The organism is Dictyobacter sp. Z7_2, from assembly GCF_057551105.1.
Map to the genome: position 1 here is coordinate 4,693,220 of NZ_BAAJPE010000002.1, position 18,202 is coordinate 4,711,421.

The 18,202-nt window shown below is 52.5% G+C and carries 14 protein-coding genes; 8 read left to right on the plus strand and 6 right to left on the minus strand.

Annotated elements, in window-relative coordinates:
* Positions 1 to 20 precede the first annotated feature (20 nt).
* Positions 21 to 3,107 (plus strand): FxSxx-COOH system tetratricopeptide repeat protein, encoded by a 3,087-nt coding sequence (fxsT, locus tag AC27N8_RS33020; protein ID WP_487073558.1) that lies wholly within the window; start codon positions 21 to 23, stop codon positions 3,105 to 3,107.
* Between the two features lie 340 nt (positions 3,108 to 3,447).
* Complete coding sequence (locus AC27N8_RS33025) at positions 3,448 to 4,932, plus strand: IS4 family transposase (RefSeq protein ID WP_487064900.1); 1,485 nt, start codon at positions 3,448 to 3,450, stop codon at positions 4,930 to 4,932.
* A gap of 201 nt (positions 4,933 to 5,133) precedes the next feature.
* Here AC27N8_RS33025 and AC27N8_RS33030 read toward each other — a convergent pair whose 3' ends face one another.
* The 3 genes from AC27N8_RS33030 to AC27N8_RS33040 form a co-directional block, all read right to left on the minus strand.
* Entirely contained in the window at positions 5,134 to 6,138 is a 1,005-nt protein-coding gene (locus tag AC27N8_RS33030; protein WP_487073560.1) for an extracellular catalytic domain type 1 short-chain-length polyhydroxyalkanoate depolymerase, read from the minus strand.
* Between the two features lie 151 nt (positions 6,139 to 6,289).
* Complete coding sequence (locus AC27N8_RS33035) at positions 6,290 to 7,828, minus strand: sensor histidine kinase (protein WP_487073562.1); 1,539 nt, start codon at positions 7,826 to 7,828, stop codon at positions 6,290 to 6,292.
* Between the two features lie 8 nt (positions 7,829 to 7,836).
* Positions 7,837 to 8,538: a response regulator transcription factor gene (locus AC27N8_RS33040; RefSeq protein ID WP_487073564.1), complete on the minus strand. Its 702-nt coding sequence runs from the start codon at positions 8,536 to 8,538 to the stop codon at positions 7,837 to 7,839.
* A 281-nt stretch (positions 8,539 to 8,819) separates the two neighbouring features.
* Here AC27N8_RS33040 and AC27N8_RS33045 point away from each other — a divergent pair, with 281 nt between their 5' ends.
* The 3 genes from AC27N8_RS33045 to AC27N8_RS33055 are packed head-to-tail and all read left to right on the plus strand — an operon-like array spanning position 8,820 to position 13,113.
* On the plus strand, positions 8,820 to 10,214 hold the full coding sequence (locus tag AC27N8_RS33045; RefSeq protein ID WP_487073566.1) for an MFS transporter: 1,395 nt from the start codon (positions 8,820 to 8,822) through the stop codon (positions 10,212 to 10,214).
* A 5-nt stretch (positions 10,215 to 10,219) separates the two neighbouring features.
* Entirely contained in the window at positions 10,220 to 11,812 is a 1,593-nt protein-coding gene (locus AC27N8_RS33050; protein ID WP_487073568.1) for an AMP-binding protein, read from the plus strand.
* Positions 11,813 to 11,814: 2 nt separating this feature from the next.
* On the plus strand, positions 11,815 to 13,113 hold the full coding sequence (locus AC27N8_RS33055; RefSeq protein WP_487073570.1) for an acyltransferase: 1,299 nt from the start codon (positions 11,815 to 11,817) through the stop codon (positions 13,111 to 13,113).
* Positions 13,114 to 13,182: 69 nt separating this feature from the next.
* Here AC27N8_RS33055 and AC27N8_RS33060 read toward each other — a convergent pair whose 3' ends face one another.
* Positions 13,183 to 13,581, minus strand: a complete 399-nt coding sequence (locus AC27N8_RS33060; RefSeq protein WP_487073572.1) for a winged helix-turn-helix transcriptional regulator — start codon at positions 13,579 to 13,581, stop codon at positions 13,183 to 13,185.
* Positions 13,582 to 13,828: 247 nt separating this feature from the next.
* Here AC27N8_RS33060 and AC27N8_RS33065 point away from each other — a divergent pair, with 247 nt between their 5' ends.
* From AC27N8_RS33065 to AC27N8_RS33075, 3 genes are all read left to right on the plus strand, one after another.
* Positions 13,829 to 14,680: an NAD(P)H-binding protein gene (locus AC27N8_RS33065; protein WP_487073574.1), complete on the plus strand. Its 852-nt coding sequence runs from the start codon at positions 13,829 to 13,831 to the stop codon at positions 14,678 to 14,680.
* A 63-nt stretch (positions 14,681 to 14,743) separates the two neighbouring features.
* Positions 14,744 to 15,010: a hypothetical protein gene (locus AC27N8_RS33070; RefSeq protein ID WP_487073576.1), complete on the plus strand. Its 267-nt coding sequence runs from the start codon at positions 14,744 to 14,746 to the stop codon at positions 15,008 to 15,010.
* A 227-nt stretch (positions 15,011 to 15,237) separates the two neighbouring features.
* Complete coding sequence (locus AC27N8_RS33075) at positions 15,238 to 15,882, plus strand: class I SAM-dependent methyltransferase (RefSeq protein WP_487073578.1); 645 nt, start codon at positions 15,238 to 15,240, stop codon at positions 15,880 to 15,882.
* Here AC27N8_RS33075 and AC27N8_RS33080 read toward each other — a convergent pair.
* Positions 15,830 to 16,357, minus strand: a complete 528-nt coding sequence (locus AC27N8_RS33080) for a GNAT family N-acetyltransferase (RefSeq protein WP_487073580.1) — start codon at positions 16,355 to 16,357, stop codon at positions 15,830 to 15,832. The genes AC27N8_RS33075 and AC27N8_RS33080 overlap by 53 nt on opposite strands.
* Positions 16,358 to 16,398: 41 nt before the next feature.
* The gene (locus AC27N8_RS33085) at positions 16,399 to 17,892 is read right to left on the minus strand and encodes a discoidin domain-containing protein (RefSeq protein WP_487073582.1); all 1,494 of its coding nucleotides are present in this window, start codon (positions 17,890 to 17,892) and stop codon (positions 16,399 to 16,401) included.
* Positions 17,893 to 18,202: the final 310 nt, after the last annotated feature.

Consider the following 18,202-nt stretch of genomic DNA (forward strand, 5'->3'; position numbering starts at 1 on the left):
TGTAGAGGATAGGATATTGTATGAGCATTAGCATTGTAGGTACGGGCAACGAGATATTTTGCGCCTATGCTCGCCAGGATCAGTCATATATTGAGGCGTTTCGCAAACATCTGAGCTTGCTCCAGCGCGATGGCATGATCAGCAGCTGGTATGATGGCTTGATCGAGGCTGGTCAGCATCGACAACGCGAGATCGAGACCCATCTGAATAGCGCGAACATCATCCTCTTGTTCGTGAGCGCCGATTTTTTGGCCGACGATCTGTGCATGCAGACCATCTTGCCCGTGGCGCTGCAACGTAGTAATCGTCAAGATGCGCTCGTTATTCCCATCATTGTGCGAGAGTGTGCTTGGCAGAGTGCTTCATTCGCTCATCTGCAAGCCCTACCTGCTGATGCCAGGCCGATTGCCGCCTGGCGACTGCGCGATGAGGCGTACACTGATATCGTCAAGCACCTGCATTATCTGGTCTCCCGTCAGCAGGTCCCTCCCATGCGTGGCTCTCTGCTGAACGTGCCTTTTCAACGAAATATCCTATTCGCCGGCCGTGAAGAGATCCTGCAAAAGATCCATACCGCACTAGAAAGCCGGAAGGAGACAGCCTTGATGCAGGCGATCAAGGGCCTGGGCGGTATCGGCAAGACACAGACCGCCCTTGAGTATGCGTATCGTTATCAGAGCCACTATGCACGGATTATCTGGCTCAATAGTGGATCACGCGAGACTATCTCCTCCGACGTGATGAAGCTGGCGCGTGAGATGAATACTCCTGGCTGTCACGACCAGGATCAAAATATCGTCGTGCAAGGCTTCCTGAACTGGCTTGAGCGCCAGCGCAACTGGCTCCTGATCCTCGACAACGTAGAGGACATGAAACTGGTACGCGAGTATATGCCGCAAGGCAATCAAGGTCACCTCCTACTGACCACTCGTCGACAAGCTGTCGGCGGAGCCATCGAAGGCATCTCTTTGGATACAATGGGCGACAAGACCGGCGGCGTATTCTTGCTTAAACGTGCAAAGCGGATTGCGATCGATCAGCCCTTTGAGCAGATTCCGTCCATAGAGATAGAACCTGCGATGCGTCTTTCTCGCCTGCTTGGTGGCTTGCCGCTTGCGCTCGATCAGGCTGGCGGCTATATCGAACGGAAGCAATGCAGCTTGGAGCGTTACCAACGCCTTTACAAGCAAGCCCATCAACGATTGCTGGCTGAAAGCGGCTTCCCCGAAGATACTACCTCTTATAAGGATACCGTGGCAACGACGTGGTCCCTCTCATTTGAACAGGTTGCGCAGTCGAAGTATGGTCAGGCTGCAACGGACATCTTACGCCTCTGCTCATTTCTGGCTCCCGACAATATCCCTGCGGGCCTTTTCGAACAGGAAGAGGAGGCAACGTCGCTTCTGGGATCGACTCTTGGTGCCATTGCAACTGATCCTTTTGCCGTTGAAGAGACGCTTGAAACGCTCTTGAGCTACTCGCTCATCCGACGTGAAGATGATCTTCTCTTTATTCATCAACTTGTCCAGACCGTGATCCGCGATGCCATGTCTGAAGAAGAGGTCCCTCTCTGGATGGAACGAGCCGTGCGGATTGTCAATGCCATTTTTCCAAGTGGGGAGCATGGGACATGGTCGTTGTGCGAGCTTCTCCTTCCACATGCCCTGATATGTGTAACGTGGATTTCTTTCTTAGGACAGAAGAAAATTAAATATGTGAGATTACTCGATGTAGCAGGTCGATATTTGTATGAACGTGCTCAATATGAGGAAGCGGAACCCTTGTTGCAACAAGGGTTGGAGAGATCGTTAGAGCAGTTGGGAGGGACCCATCCTCAGACCGGGGCGTGTCTGAACAATTTAGCAGAACTCTATCGGGTACAGGGAAGATATGAGGAAGCGGAGCCATTGTATAGGCGAGCGCTGGAAATAGCGGAAAAGCAGTCGGGAGGAACCTCCCCTGAGACCGGGGCATGTCTGAACAATCTAGCAATTCTCTATCGGACGCAAGGGAGATACGGAGAAGCGGAGCCGCTGTTGCAGCGAGCGCTGGAAATAGCGGAAAAGCAGTCAGGAGAGACCCATCTTGAGGTAGGGACTAGCTTGAACAATTTGGCGTTACTTTATCGGGCACAGGGGAGATATGAGGAAGCGGAACCACTGTTGCAGCGAGCATTGGAAATAGCGGAAAAGCAGTCAGGAGGGACCCATCCTCAAACGGGGACGAGGCTGAATAGTCTGGCAGGACTCTATCAAGCGCAAGGGAGATATGATGAAGCGGAACTGTTATATATGCGAGCATTAAAAATAGTAGAGGAGCAGTTGGGAGGGACCCATCCTGAGACGGGGGCAAGCCTGAACAATCTGGCGTTACTCTATCGAGCACAGGGGAGATATAAGGCAGCGGAACCGCTGTTGCAGAGAGCGTTGGAGATAGCGGAAAAGCAATTGGGTGGGACCCATCCTCAGACGGGGACGAGCCTGAACAATCTGGCGTTACTCTATCAAGAGCAGGGGAGATATAAGAAAGCGGAGCCATTGTATAAACGAGCGTCGGAGATAGCGGAAAAGCAGTTGGGAGAGACCCATCCTCAGACGGGGACGAGGCTAAATAATTTGGCAAGCCTCTATCAAGCGCAGAGGAGATATGAAGAAGCGGAACCACTGTTGCAGCGGGCATTAAAGATAGCAGAAGAGCGGTTAGGAGGGACCCATCCTCAGACGGGGACGAGGCTAAATAATTTGGCAAGCCTCTATCAAGCACAGAGGAGATATGAAGAAGCGGAACCACTGTTGCAGCGGGCGTTAAAGATAGCGGAAAAGCGGTTAGGAGGGACCCATCCTGAGACCGGGATGATTTTGAATAATCTAGCGTTACTCTATCAAGCACAGGGGAGACATGAGGAAGCAGAACAGTTTTTCCTGCATGCAGTCGAGTGTGCTCAAGTATCCTTGGGGCCGGAGCATCCCCAAACACAGACTATTATAAGAAATTACTTGTCCCTCTTAGCGGACATACACACGAATGGAGATATGGATGTTCTGATTGAGAGACTCTCACGAGACAATCATGACGAGAATACAAACGAAGGGAGTCCTCAAGCATAATAGCTCCACTGCAGAGAGTAAGCAAGCAAGCGTAGCGCCGTGGTCTTGTGCCCGGCGGCCTCGTGACGTACGTAAAGTTCGATTTTGTTAACTAATGTCGAAAAAAGAAATATCATGCGAAGAAGATCTTTATACCTGTCATCTTTGCTCGAAAAGATAGACAATTGTGTATACGGGACCTTATATTGAATGTTTTCGTGCGTGAACTGGTCGCCGGGCGCAAGACCACAATACTTCTCAGTTAGGCAAAGAAAAATATCCTAGAGAGATAGAAAAAGAAGTTCTTTTCTGGCACACTCTTTTTATACCGATATTCCAGTCGCCAGAAAGGAACTTCTTCATGTATAGTTTACGCCATATTGAGGCTCAAGACAAATTGAGTGACCAGCTCAACGGACATCTGTTGCTGTCCTTCTTCCCGCAAGAGATCCTCGATACGTGCTTTGCATCTTTGCTCCCAGCCAAGCAACGCCGCACACGCGTCTTTACTCGAACCCTGTTCTTCCTTCAACTGCTCATGAACGGGCTCTGCCCCGACGAGTCTCAGCACCGGGTGTGGCATGCACTGGCCCATCCCTTTGCCTTGCTGCATCCATCAGAGATCTTCCCATCCCTCTCGACGGGAACGATCAGCTATCAACGGGAACGCTTTGATGCGGACATCCTCCATCGCGTCATGATCGCGTGCTGTCGCCCGCGAGCCCATTGCAGCCGTCACCCCGCCTCCTTTTATCGAGGGCATCGTCTGGTAGCTCTTGATGGGACCAAGTTCAATGTGCCTGATACGGCGGCCAACGTCGAAGCGTTTGGGCGTTCCTCCAACCAGCATGGTGAGGGTCCCTATCCCCAAATTCAAGCGGTGGCACTCATAGAATGTGGAAGTCGTTGCGTGCTTGATGTGGTTCTGGGAACGCACGCGCAGGCCGAGATCCATGCCTTGCCCAAGCTCTTTCCCCACGTGAGATCCGACATGCTCATTCTGGGGGATTGTGGCTTTTTCAGCAGTTGGTTTTTTGAACACGTGCAGGATACGCTCAACGCCCAGGTGATATGTGCACTGAGCAGCACCGTGGGACGTCGCGTCGAGAAACGTCTCAGCGATGGAAGTTATCTGACCACCGTCACCCCCAATCGTCGTGCGAGCAACCATCAGGGGACACGCCCCGTTACGATCCGTGTGATCGAGTATGTGATGACAGATGCCAGATTTGGCACGCCCGGACGATGCTATCGACTGGCAACGACGCTGCTGGATGAACAGGTTTACCCTGCCAGTGAACTCATCGAGATCTACCGTGAACGCTGGGAAGTGGAGACGATGTTGAAAGAAATCAAATCGTCCTTGCGAGAGCAGATCAACGTGCTGCGCTCACGAACGCCTGAGGGGGTAAAGCAAGAGGTGTACGCCCTTTTCCTGGCTCACTATGCGGTGAGCGCGGTGAAATGGGAGGCAGCCGCTCAGCGACAGGTCGATGCGGATCAGATCAGCTTTACGCAGACCAAGCATGCACTCAAAGAAGCAATCAGAGAGAGTCTTCTGGCTGATCCCTCGTGTCAAAGCTGGCTGCTGGACCGCCTCATCCGACACGTGTCCATGCTCACGCTCTTGCCCGCACAGCGTGTCCGCATGAACCGACGGGAGCTCAAGCTGTATTACCAGAAATGGCATCGAAAAAAGCGGGACGTCCCTCCCTATGCGACCTTTGCTCCAGGAGAAAGCTTCCTCGATTTTGTGAAGATCTGGGAGCGACCAGAGGGGGTGGATCCACGTGAACAGGAGTGGAAGAGCAAAAAGCCCTCCCCACCCCAGGAGGTCATCGCATGAGATCCGTTTTCTGACCATCACAATGGTGAACAACAGAAGAAAAGAAACATGTTTAACTGAGAAGTATTGGGCGCAAGACCACGGCGCTACGTTGGCGAGCATTGACGCCTGGCACGTCGCGATCAAGCGAGTGCCGGCGTAACTGAGAAGTATTGGGTACAAGACCACGACGTTACGTCGGCGAGCTTTTGCGTCGTGATATTACACTTTGGCGCTGGTCTTCAAGGTATACTTTTCCAGGAATGTCCAGATAATGGGAGTGGCATCGACGATCCCCATATCGGTATGCTGGGAGGGCCAGATATGCGTCCCATTTGTGATCCGATAATGGATAATAGTCGTGCCGCCCTTGCAGCCGGACCACTTCTCGACGGTAAGTCCGGGTTTCTGTGGGGAGACGTTTGGTCCACTGGTACAACCATCCAATTTAGCCCAGCTGGCGAGCCAGGTGGGGATAGCGGGCTCGTGGTCGTTGGCGGGATTCCCTTGATAGGGTACGACGTGATCGTGGGTGCCATGGAAGTCGAGGATGGCGACTGGGCGCGCTGGATTGCATCCTCCGGCGACCGGGTGGATGCCTCCCGAGACGATGGCGAAGGCGGCGATGCGATCCGCGAGTTTGCAGGCGAGTACGTTGGTCATGCTGCCACCATTGGAGAAGCCGGTGGCGTAGATGCGATCGGGATCAATACAGAGCGTCTCTTCCATGTGGGTGATGAGATTGTTGGCGAAGAGGATGTCGTTGGTGCGGGGATACGCCAGAGGACCTGTATTCCAGCCATTGCGCTGATCGGCTCCCACGGAGCCCTGCGGATAGACTACGACGAAGTCGGCCTGATCGGCGAGCTTTGACATGTTTGTCGCCCGTTCCTGAACCACATCATTGCTGCTGTGTCCATGAAAGTTGAGTACTAAGGGCTGGGCGTTGTCGGACGAGTAGGTGAAGGGGATGTGCAGGCGATAGTGCCGTGTGAGTCCTGCCGATTGAAGTAAGGCATCTCTGCTTGATCCATACGGCTGGCTGACTGTTTTGCCGCAGCCTGTAGAGTGTACGGTGCTATGCCATATGGTCTGTTGGATAGCTGTTCCCTCTATTTTGATGGCTGTCTGGGTGATCGGGGCTGGCCTTGTGCCACATGCTGCTAATAAACATGCCAGCACAAAAAAAAAGAGGATAGATATCTTTCGCGCAACATTGACGTGCATCTATTTTTGCTCCGAGCTCATATTCAGCTTAAAATCATGGACATTTGCTATCTGTATACTTTTCCTGAAATAAGACAGAAAAAATGATCACGGATGTAATAATGTCTATATTTTCATCCTTGATAGATATACGTGCTTGTCCCTGATAAGTTCAATCTTCTTGCTTGCTGCATTGTTGAGGTAGAGCAACGGGCTGAGCGGTGCGCAGGCGCAGCGTGACGATAGTTCCTCGTGCCGGGGCGCTCCTGATCAAGATCGTACCGCCTTGCGCTTCGATTATTTCTTTAGCGATTGCTAAACCTAATCCATTGCCCCCCACCTGCCGTGGTTGACGACTGCGTGCTTGATCGGCGCGATAAAAGCGCTCAAAGACGTGGGGAAGGTCCTCTGGAGGGATGCCTCTCCCATTATCGTGTACCTCGACCACAATGGCTTCTTGTCCCTTATTATACGCTAAAATCTTGATTTGTCCATGCTCCTCGGTAAATTTGAGGGCGTTATCGATTATAATGAGAAGAACCTGTTGCAGTCTATCTGCATCGGCCAGGGCGCGCAGTGAGTGCGTGTTGGCCTTGCAGATGATTTGTTGTCCGTGTGCGAGCTGTTGCGCTTGATCGTAGACGAGTCCAAGGAGATCCTGCATATCGACGGCATCCTCGCGCAGCACGAGACGATCTTCATCCAGGCGTGCCAGTACAAGCAGGTTCTCCACCAGACGCTGCATCCGCTGGATCTCGGCGTACATACCGCGCATGAGACGACGCGATGTTTCGGCATCCCCGTTATCGGCTCCGATCAAGAGCATTTCCAGGCTACCCCCTAAGGCGGTCAGAGGTGTTCTCAGCTCGTGGGAGACGTTGGCGACGAAGCGCTCCTGTTGCTGAAAGGATTTTTCAAGCTGCGCGACCATCTGATTGAAGGATTTTGCCAGATCGCCGATCTCGTCGTCGGGCAGGACGGTGTTCAAGCGTAAGCCCAGGTCTCCGGCGGCGATGCGGCGACTGGTGCGCTCCATCTCGACCAGCGGATAGAGGGCGGCGGCGATCAGAGGAAAGGTGATGGCTGTCGCCAGACTGAGCGCTCCAATGCCTCCGATGATTAAGACCAGGCGTAAGGTCGTGATAAATTCATCTGTATCCGCGGTGGGGGTGCTGATTTGCAGCAGAGCGATGGTATGATTCTGCTGTGCGAGCGATATGACGACGACCAATTGGCGGTGTCCCTGCGGATCTTTTGTGATCAGGTAGGTATTGACGTCCTCCTGATTGTCGGCGAGCTGGTAGAGTTGAGTGCGGGTGAGGTTTACGTGTGCCGGCGTAAAAGGAGAATCATTCCCAGACGCGATGATCTGTCCATTGGTGGAGATGATCGTGGCATCATTGGTGGAACTGGCAAGCTTTTGGACGATCGCGTGGGCCGTCTGTACGAAGCCGGGAGGAGGTGGCTGCGTGCCTGGATTGAAGGTCTCAGATGGCATCAGTGGATGGCCTTTGATATCGTTGGTGGCCAGGCGGACGTTGTTGCGCAGATCGACAGCCGCTCTGACATAGAGCGCTTTTTCAGCGGTGATTAAAATCACGACACCGAGCGAGCCTAGCAACAAAGTCAGCAGGCCAAGTGAAACAAAGGTCAGGCGCAACCGGATGGGCACGCGCGCGATAAATGTGCGTATAGATTGTAATATCCGCATGATCGACTCTAGCCCCGCAGCGTATAGCCTACACCACGTACAGTTTGCAGCAAGTGCGGTGGATTATCATTCAGCTTCTCGCGTAAATGTCGGATGTAGACCTCAATGATATTATCGTCACCTGTATAGTCATAGCCCCAGATCCGTGCCAGGATCACGTCACGTGTCAGCACCTGGCGTGGATGGATCAAGAAAAGCTCAAGCAGATCGAATTCGCGTGGTGTCAGGTCAATCTGCTGCTGCTGATAGGTGACCAGATGCGCTCCGCGATCCAGCATGATATCGTGGAAGGTCAGGATATCCGCGAAATTGCTTCCATTGCGCCGCATCACGGCCCGCACTCGTGCGATCAGTTCCTTAAAAGCGAACGGCTTCGTTAAATAATCGTCGGCTCCGATATCCAGGCCGTTTACCCGATCGTTCACCTCATCTTTCGCCGTCAGCATAATGATCGCCGCATCGAGCGTTTTACGCAACTGCCGTGTCACCTCAAAGCCATCGAAGCCAGGCAGCATGATATCCAGAATAATGATATCGGGCAGATGCTTGCGAGCCATCTGCACCGCTTCGGGTCCTGTGGACGCTAGCAGGACCAGGAAACCTTCATAGGAAAAACCGATCTGTAAAAAGTCGATAATTTGTGGTTCGTCGTCAACGATTAAAATTGTTGGCTGCTTATTGATGTGCGTACTTTCACTTGATATTGTCATACTGTGTGGTTTCTATGGATGATAGATACGATTCTGTGAATATAAGTGCCGCTCCTCTTATTTTAGCACCTGCGTTCAAATATCTTCGCCGGTGCTGATGTTTCTCTGAGCAGATAGATGAAGTGTAGCAGATGGGGCTGAAGCAATCGTCAAGATTCTGTAAAATTTTTCTCCATTCAGCAAAAATTCAGCTTTATACATTTAAACCTTCAGGAAGCGATGCGAAGATAGCAAGAGAGAGAAGCAAAAATCATTGGATCTTGTTATGAAGGAGACGTAAGTTGTACACCGCAACACAATTGCAACGCGCTATTCCCGAGCGTATCGATCGGCTTCCCGCCACGCGGGAGACATGGAGTATCCTGTTGCTAGCTGGTATCGCCTGGCTGATCGAATCCTACGATATCGGTATCGTCGGCAATGCCTTGCCATCGCTAACCGAACAATATCATCTCAGCAGCTTTTTAACGGGAACGATTACAACGGCCTCCACGATTGGACTGGTCCTGGCGATTATTCCTGCCGGTCGTCTTGCTGACACTATCGGACGTAAGAAGGTCCTGATGTTAGGAACAGCCTGGTACGCATTCTTTACCTTATTATGCGGCTTCGCTCCGAACATTACGCTTCTGATCGTGTTCCGTTTTATCTCCGGATTGGGAATGGGAGCGGTCTTTCCGATTCCTTATGCCATGGCGTCCGAGATCACTTCGCGACATATCCGTGGAGCTATGACAGCTTTCCTGGACTCATTTCTTTCCTTCGGCTACTTCCTTGCTCCGCTGTTGGCGCTTTTCTTGATTCCTCATCTGGCCGTGGATACAGGTTGGCGTATCCTCTTCTATATAGGAGGGATTCCGCTGCTCTATGTTCCTGTATTGTATAAATGGATGCCGGAATCGCCTCGTTGGCTTCAGGTCAAGGGGAGAGGTGAGGAGGCCGATCAGATTGTGAGCTCTTTGGAGCAAGCTGTTGAGCGTCGTAGAGGGACGCCTCTGCCTGAGCTTGAGTTTGACGCTACCCCGCTTACTGAGCCGGTGGCTGAAAAGGGAACCCATACCAAATTTCAGCGTGAATATGTCAGACGAACCATCATGATGTGCATCGTTTTTGCGTGTATCTTCATCATCTTCTATGCCGTACAGACGTACACCCCGACCGTCTTGATTAAGCAAGGGTATGGAGTGGGCAATTCGTTCCTGCTAACCACCATCATTGTCCTGGCCTCGATCCCTGGTAAATATGCCGCCGGTTACGCCGTCGAGCGTTGGGGACGCAAGCCCACGCTGGTCTGGTTCTCCACCATCGCAGCCATCAGTGCAGTGATCTTTGGTTTCGCTCCCAACGCAGTGCTTGCCATCATCTTTGGTTGTTGCATGTCCTTCTTTGGCATCGGAGTTGATCCCGTGGTCAAGGTCTACGGAGCCGAACAGTATCCGACACGGATTCGCGAGACCGGTGTCAGCATCTTCGAGGGCGTTGGACGCCTCTTCAGCGGAGTGCTGGCCCCCTATATCATGGCCTATATGCTTGCCAGCTTTAACGTCGCAGGCTCATACATTTTTGTTGCCGTCGTTGCATTGATCGGCGTCGCGGTTGTTGTGCTCCTTGGCACAGAGACAAAAGGCGAAACCCTGGAAAAAGTCTCTGAGGTTGCATTTTATATGGAGAAATAATAGCTATGTTGGATATATATAAAGATACTAAAGTAATTGATAATTCATCGCATGATGTAGATGTCTCCTCACTTGTGACAGGGAATGTATATCAATCATTAGTCAACTGGGCTACCAGGCAGCCGCAGGCGACGTGTATCGTTGAGGCGGACACCGGACACGAATATAGTTATGCTCAAATGTTGGCTGTGGTCAATGCGATGCGTCATTTGCTTGGAGACGATTCGCAGCACGTCGTGATGGCATTATCCAGTGGGATGCTGAACGCGGTGGTCTGGATTAGCGCTCTCAGTGGTGGACATCATCTCTTGCCTCTCTCGCCGGATGCTTCGGAGAAAGAGAAAGCTCGAGCCATTCACAATCATCAGCCTGATATCATCTTTATCGAGCGCGCTGAGGCGGCGGAACAGTTTATGCCAACGCAGGCCCGCTTTATCACATCTGAGCAGTGTGCCAGCCTGTTTGAGCAGGTGACCGAGCAACAACAGAACCTCTCACCGATCGAGGGAAGGGTCTATCTGGCAACATCTGGCACGACAGGCGAGCCCAAAGGTGTGATCCTGGGTGAGAGCCAGATTGCCTGGACGGCTGAACAGGTTCGTCTCAGCCATCAACTAAGCAGCGATGATCGTGGCTTAACTGTCCTGCCTTTCTCGCACGTCAATGCGCCAGTGGTCAGCCTCTGTGCCTCGCTGCTGGCAGGCAGCGCGGTCGTGATCGCGCGACGATTCAGTCGCCGCAACTTCTGGTCATGGATCGAGCGCTATCAGATCACCTGGGCCAGTGTGGTGCCGACGATCGTGGCGATGCTCCTTTCGACCGAGAAGCCGGACTTTTTACCCGGCACATTGCGCTTTCTGCGTACCGGATCAGCTCCTCTGCCGGCTGTGGATCTGAAGGCCTTTGAGGAGAAGTTTGGCATCCCCGTGCTTGAGACCTATGGCTTGTCAGAAGCTGCCAGCCAGATTGTTGCCAATCCCTTGCCGCCGGCCGTACATAAGCCTGGATCGGCTGGTATTGCGGTTGGTGTCACGTTGAAGATCTGTGCGCTTCCTGATGAGCAGGGCTTCCATGATTTGCAGGCGTTGCCGCGTGGTCAGACTGGTGAGATTTGTGTCTCTGGTCCTCCTGTGATCACCGAGTATCAGGATCATGCTGGCTCGGATGCTTTTCAGGATGGATGGTTTCGTACGGGCGACCTTGGCTATCTTGATGAGGATGGCTATCTGTTTATCACCGGTCGCTTACGCGAGGTGATCATTCGCGGCGGAGAGAATATTGCTCCACGTGAGATTGAGGAGGTGCTGATGCAGCATCCAGCGATCCGTGAAGCCGCTGCTGTGGGACGGCCCGACGCCCTCTATGGTGAGCAGGTTGTGGCGTACGTGGAGACGGATCAGTCCTGGAACTCCGATCTGAAGGCCGATCTGCATCGCTTTGCCGTCCAGCATTTGAGCGCCTATAAAGTGCCAGTCGATTTTATCCAGATGGACAAGTTGCCGCGTAATCATATTGGAAAGATTGAGCGTCACATCTTGCGCGACCGTGAGCGGGGACAGCTTCAGGAGCCGCACGCTTCAAGTTTTAAGGGGGAGTAAAAGTGGGGGATATTGCCAAAGTGGGGGATAGCGCTAAAGGACCGCCTGTGGCTAAGGAGCCATCCAGCCATCGATCGTATATCTACGAGTTAGATATTATGCGTGCTGTCACCGCACTATCGGTGATTGTCGTGCATACACTTTCCTTTACTATCGCATTAAATAGTACGCATCAAGGCCAGGCAGTGCAGTATGGTGTGATTAACACCTTTCACTTTACCCGGGCCGTCTTTATGTTTGTGACGGCCTTCGCGCTGATCTATGTGTATGGTGGAAAACCGTTTTCGCTTACTCGTTTCTGGCGCAAGCGTGGTATCACAACGATCTTGCCCTATGTAGCCTGGACGATCATCTATATCTGGTTGAATGGTCAGATCCTGACGAGCACTCCAGTCGCTATGACGCCGCTCTCGTATATCCACACGCTCGGTTATGCTTTATTGACAGGACGAGCCTCATATCAGCTCTACTATGTGCTCTTAACGATTCAATTTTACATCATCCTGCCCATATTTTTATTCTTTATTGCGAAGACCGCCCGCCATCCCTGGATTGTCCTGGTGATCAGCTTCCTCGTGCAGGTGGCTCTCTTCGAGTTTAGCTATAAGGAGCTGCAGCAGGGGACATTGGCTTCATCGGGCTTCTGGCAAGTTTTTAGATCCAATCAAGATAGCATGTTTTTTTTCTATGAATTTTACTTTACCCTGGGTGGTATGGCGGCTGTCTACTACAAACAGGTCAGCGCTTTTCTGCTCCGCCATGGGAGAATCGTGATCTGCACTTTTCTGCTGGGATTAGCAATTCTCTGGTTTCATTTCATCTATCAGGAGCGTATCGAGCGTTTATCATTGGGGTATACCAACTCAGTGCTTCAACCAGTGCTGGTACTCTATAGCTTCGTTGTGATCCTCCTCCTCTTCTGGCTGGCCAGCGTCTGGGCTCAGAGACGCCAGGCCGATGGGAAGCCGCGTGGATATGCTTTCTGGCATACCTTGTCGGATGCCTCGTTTGGTATCTACCTGATCCATCCGATTTTTCTGAACATTGCCCTCATGTGGATCGTACCGGCTTTGCCTGTCACATGGCCCTCGGTCCTGCGTGAGTTTCTGGCCTGGATTGTAGCTGCCGGCGGATCAGCTCTCCTGAGTATGCTGCTGGTTAAGATTCCTGTTCTCAGCTATCTGGTTGGACGCGGCTGGCTGTTTCCACAAAAACCTAAAGTGAAGACCATCACGAAAGCATCCGTTACCCAGCCGTTGCCCGAGCTCGAAACCGCTCAAGCTGCCTCAAAAGACGTGTAACATCGTATGCAAGCCGACGCCACTACGTGGGTAAGCGTGTGCGTCGGCAACCAAAGGCTCATCTGGCGATTATTTTCTGCTGGATATCTGTGCATCGTACTGCTGCTGAGACGCAATGATCTCTCCGACGTTGGTATTGGACCACTCTCTGACGGTTGCGATCAGGTCGTAGAGGGACTGTCCCAGAGGGGTCAAGGCGTACTCGACACGTGGAGGTACTTCTGCATACACAGTACGCTGCACCAATCCATTGCGCTCCAGACCACGCAGCGTCTGCGTGAGCATTTTTTGCGAGATCCCTCTGATCCTCCTGTGGAGCTCACTAAAGCGCAGCGTTTGTCTTCCGAGAAGTCCGATAATCAGGGCGGCCCACTTATCGACCATGACATTGAGAGCATGACGCGTCGGACAATCTGTATCATAGATAAGTTTGGGATTATTTTTAGAATATGGAAGAGTTTCTGCCAAGGAACAACCTCACTTTTGATATCCATCACACTTTTTGTGTCCGCTTGCAAGTCGCAGGTTGGGTCTCGTCTGGGAGATCCCTTACTGCAAAGTAAGTATGCCACTTTGCAGTGCCATCTTGTGAAAAGGAAGTAGCCACTCTATAGTAGCACAAAGCGGTGGCACAGTTCACCATGTTTTGTGACGAAACCACGGTGGTTTTGTCTTTTGAAGCACAATCATTCTTATAACAAAAAGGATTATGTTTATGTATGCTCTCACTGGTGCAAACGGGCAGCTTGGTCGCCTTGTGATCAAGCATCTGCTGACGCAGATTCCCGCCGATCAGATTATCGCCACCACGCGCGATCCACAAAAGCTTGCTGATATCGCGTCCCTTGGAGTCGTCGTGCGCCGCGCAGACTTCTCCGAGCCGAGCACGCTGGTCGACGCGTATGCAGGAGCAACCCGGCTGCTGATTATCAGTACCTATGTGGCTGGTAAGAGTGTCGAGTTGCATCAAGCGGCGATATCTGGCGCAGTCGCGGCTGGAGTCAACCATATTGTCTATACCTCAACTCCACACGCTGACCCTGACAGCAAGCATCCCCTCCTTGCCGATCAAGGACGCAGCGAGCTTGCTCTAGCAGCGTCTGGTGTTGTGTGGACAGCGCTACGCAACAGCTTTTATTCCGAGATACTCAGAGATTTCCTCAAGCTCCTGCTGGTTGATCGGCAATTGCTCATTCCAGAAGGATCGGCCAGACACAGCTGGATCTCTCGCGAGGATTGCGCTCGCGCCGCCACAGGCGCACTGATCGGCAAGTTGACCGTCACTGGCGCTATCGATGTTACTGGACCAGAGGAGCTGAGCTTCGCAGATCTGGCATCACGCCTTGCCAGCCTCTCCGAACACCAGATCACGGCCCGGACGCTACCAGATCAAGAGATCATCGCTCAAATTGTCGCCAAAGGAGTACCCGCAGAAGTTGCAAACTCCACGGTAGGACTTATCAGCTGGATCGCCCGTGAAGCGCCATCGACTCCGACCGACGTGGTAGAACGAGCCAGCGGCAGTAAACCCGTTTCGGTCGATACCATCTTGCGCACATTATTGTAGGAGGACCCCGTAGCGTCAGGCCCAAGACCAGACGCTACTGCTCTGTCAAAACACAGAAGGACGTTGCGTGGCAAAGGAGGATGGCCCCTTGAACCAGGCGCTCAGGCTCGCCGACGTAGCGGCGCGGCAATTCGCTTGATCGCGACGTACCGCCGTGCTGTCACTTCCCGCACGAACACGTCCCATGTGCATCTGAAAGCAACGCAGACGAGACGATCCACGGTGGGAAGATCCCGCAATGGAACCCCATGGGGAGCGTGGTCGTACGAGTCACAGACAGCACGGCGGTACGTCGCGATCAAGCGAATTGCCGCGCCGCTACGTCGGTGAGCCTCTCACCCCATCGCCTTCTGGAGCTGTTTTGGACACACATCACCGATACCGCATCGGCGCGATGACCGTTGGCCGAGTACTTACGTTGGCTTGCTTGATCTCTTTGAGGGTGATGATTCCTTAACGTAACAGTATTGCACGCGACGTGATTGGAGGGATGGACTTTATTTATGTCCAGAGAGTTGGTACACTAAGAACAGTATTTTCAGAAAGAGGAAAGAGCGATGATACAGATCAAACGGGTCTTTGATACTGTCCTGGATAAACACTACGTCTGTCCACAAGGAGTGGTAGGCCGTTACGTGGGCGAACTGATGGTGCGTCAACATGCGGAAGAGACGCTCTGGACGGTCTCGTTGGCGGATGTGCAGGCAGACGATCGCGTGTTGGAGATTGGCTTTGGAGCAGGAAAAGCTATCACATTGTTGGCAGAAAAAGCCACGCATGGCAGTGTCGACGGAATTGATCTTTCGCCTACCATGGTCAAGCGTGCCGGAGAGCGCAATGCGCAGGCGGTCAGGGAGGGGCGGGTGACTTTACTGCAAGGAGATGCGGCCCGGTTGCCTTTTGCTGAGCATAGCTTTGACAAAGTGATCAGTATTCATACCTTCTACTGGTGGTCAGATGCTCAAATGATGCTGGCGGAAATCTTTCGGGTTCTCAAGCCGGGAGGCAAGCTTCTTTTTACTCTGGCCAGCGGGAAAGTTGGAGAGCAAGACTACTATCAGGCAACGCTAGAAGAGCAGATCCTCCCACAGATGAAAAACATGGGTTGGATCGGGGCTGAGCTCGTGCCAGGCCCGCTCTCGCGTCAGTTCAAGCATCTTGCGGTTGTTGGAACAAAGCCCTCTCTTTCTCCTCAGAGTTGAGTTCTTTTACCATTGTGAAAATCGGCGTCCCGAACAGTGTGTCAGGACCTTTATCGCTGCGTAGAAAGCCGAATTGCTTATACAAGGAAATAGCACGTGTGAGAAACGGAGCCGTACTTAAGAAGAGTTGCCTGGCACACTGTTGGGAGGCGAAGGTTTCAACCTCTGCTAGAAGGAGTCTTCCGAGGTGCCGTCCCCGTGCGGCAGGAAGAATCGCCATACTGCGTATATAGACAGCCTTGTCCTGCAATACGCCAGAGACGGTACCGAGAATAGTGCCATTTTGATGTGCGACCCAATAAGGTCCCTCATTCATGCGCTGGTGAATGTCCTCTGCTGATGGGGTAGCAACTTTAAATGCTTCCTCTGTGTAGAATCTTTTATACTCCACAAAAGAAGCGAACAGAACCTCTGCCATTGATGAAACGTCGTCGGCTGTGGCTCTTCGTACCATCCCTGGTATTCGTTCGTGCATTTTTTCCTCCTTGTTATATGCGTGCGCTGTTGGCTGCCGGACTACGAACGAGAGTAGGCGGTGACCCAATCGACTTGCAGATTGCCCGCTGTACTGGCGGCGGGACAGCCTGTCAGGCATGCCTCTGTCTGGAGCACCCAGTGCATGGGAGTATTTGGGAGGCGTGTGGTGGATGTACCAATCGAGTTTCCGTCGAGGATAAAATTGATGTCATTGGGGGTCCACTCGATGCTGGCAGTGTGCCAGGACGTGTACGTTGCGCTACTGCTATAGGCGTCTTGATCGCTGCCGGAGGAGGCGTTTTGATGATGCATGAAAGCATTGATGGTCTCCGAAAGATCGCTTTCGGGGAAGTCGACCTCGCCATCACCGGGCCAGACGCCGCTATCGGGCCAGAGCAGCCAGGCAACTTTGAAGCCTTTGAGGGCATCCGAGCGGAAGCGTACGGTGTATTTGCCGTAGAGATGGTTGCCGGGGATGGTCGGCAGGATGGCGGCCGCCATGGGAGTGCCGTTCTGCGTGTGGAGATAGAGGTTGAGCAGACCATTATTGACGCTTACGACTTTTGAGGGATCATAGCGCGATGGAGCTCCTTGCTGACCGGCGGTGTCGGGAGTATTATCGGCGTAGGTTGTGAAGTCGTTTCCATAGGCAGTGCCTGGAAAGTTGCCGAGTGAGACATTGGTATTAAAGTCATTGGCGAAGATCTGATGCCATCCCGAGAGATCGCCCAGGGGCATGGCCTGTCCTGAGGGATCGTTGCCCGTGCTGGTGCCTCCTGTGCCTCCCGTGTTGCCGCCACCGCCGCTATTTGTGCCACCGTTGTTGCCTGTTCCCGTCCCTGTGCCGTTTTTTGGCCCTCCATTTGAGGCTGCAATCGAGGTTGGCTTGATCGATGTCGGCGTCGGGCTGGTCACGGTAGGCTGGGCCGGTAGGGCTCCAAGAGCTGGCATTAATAATGGGCTAGAGACTGGTTTGATGGTGTTGGTATCTGTTTGAGCCTTGCCGTGTTGCGTATAGACATCAAAGGCCCACAGCGAGTAGCCATAGGTTGTCGCTCGCTGGATGCCATACATGCGGATGTATTGGCCTTGAGCTGAGAGGTTGATCACCTCTGTATCGCCTTTCCCGTGGCTCTGTGTATAGACCGTTGTCCATTGCAGGCCGTCGTTGGATATTTGTAGCTGGTACGCCAGGGCGTATGATGCTGTCCATTCCAATTCAACTTGATCAATATGGGCGTCGGGAGAGCCCAGGTTGATGGCGATCCACTGTGGATCGCTCCAGGCACTCGACCAGCTGGTCTTGGGATTATCGTCGACGGCCGCCTCGGGCGGAAACAGGACTGATTCTACTGATGAGGCAATCACTGGCTGATTATGTGAGATCTGTTGAGTTTGTGCGAGTACTTGCCCGGTCGGCATGAAGCGTGTGGTGACGAAGAAACCCAGGGCGGCGCTGAGAATCAGCAGAACGACCAGGAGAAGGCGGAAACGTTTCATGCGCTTCCAGCCTTCGGAAATAACCGTACGCATTACAATCTCCTAGTTTTCAGTATTCTCAATTTTCAGTATCCATCAAGTTCTCAGTATTCTCAATTTTCAGTATCCTCAAACGGATCGACATTTCGTCTCAGTCAGGCTGCTTATTGATTGAGGAATGATGCGGGAAAGCCGCAAGATCAAGCGTGATTGCATCAGGAATATGAGCAAGGGTGCATTTTTTTAATGTATCATACTTTGCCTCATTCCATTTGGGACTATCCCTTTGCTGGCATAAAAGTACTAATGTACTACTGCGAAAGTACTTGCAAGAAACGGAGGAAGCGAACCTTCTGTCACAAAC

What these genes read in the sequence shown, in the direction of transcription:
- fxsT (WP_487073558.1), top strand. Translation starts at nt 21, where the DNA reads ATGAGCATTAGCATTGTAGGTACGGGCAACGAGATATTTTGCGCCTAT.
- AC27N8_RS33025 (WP_487064900.1), top strand. Translation starts at nt 3,448, where the DNA reads ATGTATAGTTTACGCCATATTGAGGCTCAAGACAAATTGAGTGACCAG.
- AC27N8_RS33030 (WP_487073560.1), bottom strand. Translation starts at nt 6,138, where the DNA reads ATGCACGTCAATGTTGCGCGAAAGATATCTATCCTCTTTTTTTTTGTG.
- AC27N8_RS33035 (WP_487073562.1), bottom strand. Translation starts at nt 7,828, where the DNA reads ATGCGGATATTACAATCTATACGCACATTTATCGCGCGCGTGCCCATC.
- AC27N8_RS33040 (WP_487073564.1), bottom strand. Translation starts at nt 8,538, where the DNA reads ATGACAATATCAAGTGAAAGTACGCACATCAATAAGCAGCCAACAATT.
- AC27N8_RS33050 (WP_487073568.1), top strand. Translation starts at nt 10,220, where the DNA reads ATGTTGGATATATATAAAGATACTAAAGTAATTGATAATTCATCGCAT.
- AC27N8_RS33065 (WP_487073574.1), top strand. Translation starts at nt 13,829, where the DNA reads ATGTATGCTCTCACTGGTGCAAACGGGCAGCTTGGTCGCCTTGTGATC.
- AC27N8_RS33075 (WP_487073578.1), top strand. Translation starts at nt 15,238, where the DNA reads ATGATACAGATCAAACGGGTCTTTGATACTGTCCTGGATAAACACTAC.
- AC27N8_RS33080 (WP_487073580.1), bottom strand. Translation starts at nt 16,357, where the DNA reads ATGCACGAACGAATACCAGGGATGGTACGAAGAGCCACAGCCGACGAC.
- AC27N8_RS33085 (WP_487073582.1), bottom strand. Translation starts at nt 17,892, where the DNA reads ATGCGTACGGTTATTTCCGAAGGCTGGAAGCGCATGAAACGTTTCCGC.